The sequence below is a fragment of the Aminobacter sp. P4_H6_2 genome (assembly GCF_056400805.1).
The window spans coordinates 1-4,800 of record NZ_JBFUKO010000417.1 but is presented as its reverse complement, the minus strand read 5'-3'; the positions used below and the strand labels follow the sequence as shown (position 1 = coordinate 4,800).

At 61.8% G+C, this 4,800-nt stretch carries 3 protein-coding genes; 1 reads left to right on the top strand and 2 read right to left on the bottom strand.

Annotated elements, in window-relative coordinates; genetic code table 11:
• Nucleotides 1-220 precede the first annotated feature (220 nt).
• Both glyA and AC1DUU_RS23220 read right to left on the bottom strand, forming a co-directional pair.
• Nucleotides 221-1,525 (bottom strand): serine hydroxymethyltransferase, encoded by a 1,305-nt coding sequence (gene glyA, locus AC1DUU_RS23225; RefSeq protein WP_476785742.1) that lies wholly within the window; start codon nucleotides 1,523-1,525, stop codon nucleotides 221-223.
• Nucleotides 1,526-1,568: 43 nt separating this feature from the next.
• Nucleotides 1,569-4,277, bottom strand: coding sequence for a phosphoenolpyruvate carboxylase (locus tag AC1DUU_RS23220; protein WP_476785741.1), 2,709 nt, complete (start codon nucleotides 4,275-4,277; stop codon nucleotides 1,569-1,571).
• A gap of 261 nt (nucleotides 4,278-4,538) precedes the next feature.
• Between AC1DUU_RS23220 and AC1DUU_RS23215 the strand changes: the two genes are divergently transcribed.
• Nucleotides 4,539-4,800: BRA0787 family protein (locus AC1DUU_RS23215; RefSeq protein ID WP_476785743.1), on the top strand; the 262-nt coding region annotated here is incomplete at its 3' end.

The window sequence follows — 4,800 nt, the reverse complement described above, 5'->3', positions numbered from 1 at the left end:
GTATGAAGGCCTCGCCGCTCTGGACTCCCTCGGCGAAATCAAAGCGCTCGTCGCGGCTGATCATGTCGCGCAAGGCCGAAATCACCAGCGGATTGCGCTCGGCGATCAGGACATTCAGCTTCTTTTGTTGCGCCATCAGCCCGCCATCGACATCGGCATCCTGCCTTGGCGCATTCCAACCGAATTCGCCAAGGCAATGCCCGCTCTTCTACGACAGAAATCAGTCGTAGATTCGGAATCGCCCGACCAAATCGCGTGTTTCTTCGCGAACGGCGGCCTCGATCTTAACGTTGCCTTCCTCGCCATTGGCCGCAAGCCCGTCGATGACGGCCATCGTCATGCGCCCGACCTGGCGGAACTCTTCATTGAGGAAACCGCGCGTCGTGCAGGCAGGTGTGCCAAGACGAACACCAGACGTGACCATCGGTCCCTGCGGGTCGAACGGGATGCCGTTCTTGTTGCAGGTGATGTGGGCGCGGCCGAGTGCAGCTTCGACAGCCTTGCCGGTGAGGTTCTTGCGCCTGAGATCGACCAGCATCAGATGCGTGTCGGTACCGCCTGAGACGATGTCGACACCACCATCCTGCAGCGTTTCGGCGAGCGCCTTGGCGTTGGATACGACGTTGGCGGCATAGACCTTGAAGTCGGGCGTCAGCGCCTCGCCAAAGGCAACCGCCTTGGCGGCAATGACATGCATCAGCGGCCCACCCTGAAGACCAGGGAAAACAGCCGAATTGATCTTCTTGCCGATCTCTTCGTCGCTGGACAGCACCATGCCGCCACGCGGCCCACRCAGGGTCTTGTGCGTCGTGGTAGTCACGACATGGGCGTGTTCGAGCGGATTGGGATGGACGCCACCGGCCACCAGGCCCGCGAAATGCGCCATGTCGACGAACAGCTTGGCGCCAACCTCGTCGGCGATCTCACGGAACGCCTTGAAGTCGATGATACGCGGATAGGCCGAACCGCCGGCGAGGATCACCTTGGGCTGGTGCTTCTTGGCGAGGTCGCGCACCTCGTCCATGTCAATGCGGCAGGTGTCAGGCTTGACGCCATAGGAGACGACGTTGAACCACTTGCCGGACTGGTTGACCGGCGCGCCATGGGTCAGGTGCCCGCCTGCGGAAAGGTTGAGGCCCAAGAAGGTATCGCCGGGCTTCATCAGCGCCATGAACACCGACTGGTTGGCCTGGCTGCCCGAATTGGGCTGGACGTTGGCGAAGCTGCAGCCGAACATCGTCTTGGCGCGCTCGCGCGCCAGATCCTCGATCTCGTCGACATAGGCGCAGCCGCCATAATAGCGGCGGCCGGGATAACCCTCGGCGTATTTGTTGGTCAGCACCGAACCTTGCGCCTCAAGCACCGCCTTGGAGACGATGTTTTCCGACGCGATCAGCTCGATCTCGTCGCGCTGGCGCTGAAGCTCCCGACCCATCGCGTCGCTGACGGCGGGGTCCGCCTGGGCAACGCCGGTGCGGAAGAAGTGGCGGGCACTGCCGATGCCGGGTCTGGTGGGAATATTCATGAGGCTCCTCCCTAATAGCGCCGTGCGGCGCCCAAATTTGTGTTCATCCGGTCCAGCCGAGGCCGGCGGAAATGCAGTTGATCGAAAGCAAGAGCGCGTTGACCGCGCGCTTGGGGTTGGCGGTGGCGCCATCCTGGGCGCGAACCTCGCGCAAGAGCTGCACCTGCAGCCGGTGGATCGAGTCCATCTGCGGCCGGATGCGGTCGAAATGGCGCTTGAAGGCCGGAAAACGCTCTGACAGCTTCAGCCCGCCATTGACCTCGGAGATCATCCGCCGCGTCAGCGCATATTCGGCCGATATCTTGCGGTAGATGCGCTCGCCGACCTCGCGGTCCTGCACCAGTCCGGCATAGAGACAGCCAATGTCCATGTCGGACTGGTAGAGGCCCTTGTCGACCTCGTCGACGACGAGGCGAAAGAAGCGTGAGCGCTCGAACATCTGCCTGAGCAGTTCCAGACCAGCCTCGCCGCGCACGTTGACGAACGAGTTCAACGCGCTGCCGATGCCGTACCAGTTGGTCAAGAGATGACGGTTCTGGCTCCAGGCGAAGACCCAAGGAATGGCGCGCAGGTCGGAGATGTCGCGGGCGCCGAAACGACGCGCTGGGCGCGAGCCGATCTTGAGCAGCGACAATTCCTCGACCGGGCTTGCCTGGTGGAAATAATCGATAAAACCCGGCTCATTGATGAGGCCCGAATATGACGCCTGCGACATGCCGGTCAGTGCTTCCAGTGCTTCGCTGAACTCGGGGATGTCCTTGAGCTCGGCTTCGTTCGGCGACTTGACGCTGTGGGCAAAGACGCTCGCAGCGAGGATTTCGAGCTGGTAGAGCCCGGTGCCGCGATTGGCGAATTTCGACGAAACGACCTCACCCTGTTCGGTGACGCGCATCGCACCGCCGATCGTGCCGGCTGGTTGGGCGGCGATCGCCCTGCCCGTCGGCGCACCGCCGCGGCTGACCGACCCGCCTCTGCCATGGAAGAAGCTGATCTTGACCTTGCGCTTGATGCCGAGCGCTGTGATCCGCCGCTGCGCCTTGTTCAGCTCCCAGTTGGAGGCAAGGAAGCCGCCATCCTTATTGGAGTCGGAGTAGCCGAGCATCACTTCCTGGGCGTTGCCGAAATCGCGCACCGAGCGGCGGACAATGGAGACGCCAAACAACTGGTCGAGGATTTCGGGCGCGGCGCGCAGATCGTCGATGGTTTCAAACAGCGGCACGACGCGGAGTGCGATGGTTCCGCTGCCGTCCATGACTGTCGCCAGGCCGGAATATTGAGCGAGCAGATAAACGGCCAAAAGATCGTCGCTCGACCGCGTCATCGACAAGATGAAGGCACCGACAGCGCCACCATTGAGGCCAGCCGAAGCCTTACGGATGACATCGAACAGGTCGAGCAGTTCCTGTGCTTCTTCGGAAAGCGCCAGGCGATCGACCTCTAGCTGTTCGCCGGAATTCAGCGCCGCGCGGATACGCTGCGTCCATTGCGGGGTATCGGGTGCTGGTGCAGCAGCCGGATCGGCGAGCTTGAACAACTCGGCCAACACCCGATTGACGACAGTGGAGTTCTGCCTGATGTCGAGCGAAACGGTGCGGAAGCCGAAGGTTTCAACCTGCTGGCGCAAGGGCCGGACAAAACGCCTGGCGATCAGCTTGCCGCCGAGCTGGGCCAGCACGTTTTCAAGCTCGCGCAGGTCAGCCTTGAAGGCATCCGAGCGACCATAAGGCTTGGCCGAAGCCTCGCCGCGCATCGCCTCCAGACGGTCGAGCATAGCGGCGGCGAACTGGCGCAGCGGCTCTTCGGGATTGCGTGCGACGATCTCCGAGGCATTGCCGCTGCGGTGCAGCGCATGCCCCAGCGCCTTGATGAAGGTATCAGGGATATCGACGACATTGGCGCTGATGCTGAGCACGGTGACCAGCTTGCGCACCTGGCCGATGTACCAGCCGACGATCGCCTGGCGGCATTCATTAAGCGCATAGGCCGTGGTCTTGGCGGTGACGTTGGGATTGCCATCGCGGTCGCCGCCAATCCAGGAGGCATAGCGCATGAACGACGGCACCTTGAGGTCATATTCCGGATAGTGACGCGCCAGCGCTTCTTCGACGCTGTCATAAAGCTTGGGCGTCGCCTCGAAGATCACTTCGCGGAAGAAGTGCAGGCCCCAGGCGATTTCACGTTCCACCGACGGCCGTTCGAGTCGCAGCTCGCCCGACATCCACAAAAGCTCGATCTCGCTCTTGAGGTCGCTGATGTGCTGCTCGCGTTCGCGCGGCGCCCAGCGCTGCTGTTCGAGTTCGGTCAGCTTGCGATAGATGCGGCGGTGGATTTCAAGCACGGTGACGCGCTTGGCCTCGGTGGGATGCGCCGTCATGGTGGGGCCGACGCAGAGGTCATCGAGGGTGGCCTGGATCTGCTCGGCCGGGTAGCCGCCGGCTGCGATTTCGCCCATGACATTGGCAAACGAGCCGATCACTTCGTCAGCACCGCCCATCTGCTCAAGCTCACGGCGCGAGCGCATCGCAAGCAGCTCATTGGCGATTGCGACAAGCTGGAACCAGATGCCGGTGGCCTGCAGAGCGGCTATGCGTTGCTCGCTGGCCAGAGCATCGAGGCTCACGCGGCCGGTAAGCACCTCCGCCATATTGGGCTCGCGTTCGCTGACGACGGCCAGGAGCAGCCTGAAAAGCAGGCTGCGGACGTCTTCGCGAAAGCTGAGTGGTCTGCTCTCCTCCAAGCGGCACCCGTTCATCTCGTGTTGTTCCGGGGCGCCGAACCGTTGAGCCGGCTATCCCGAAAATGCTGTTTTCCCGAAAGCAAGCAGATCGGTTTTCCCGCCCGTTGAAAACGCCCCGTACGGGTAGATTTCCTATTCGTTCGGGTGGTGCCGGCACTGGCCGAACGATGATTGCCTGGCACAAATCGGACTACCGCTGCGGGCGGAAAATCAGGAACTTCGTCACGATTGGTCCAGCGCGTTTTGCAGTGGACGACATTTAACTCATGTGCAAGTATGTTGCATACAAGGCAAGTTGGGGAGGCGCATGAAAGTGAGGTCAGCTACCGAAATCCGCATCCCCGCAGCACAATCCAACCGAGCTTGAAGAGGAACATGCCAATGCAGAAAGTGCTGCCGGAACTTTTCGAAGGCCACGCGCCCATCACCCTCCAGAACGCCTTTCATGACGCGCTCGAAGCGCTCGAGGAATGGAAGGAAGGAAGCGAAGAACCGCTCGTCGCGGTCGACAGCTTCAACGTGCCCATCAGCCATATCT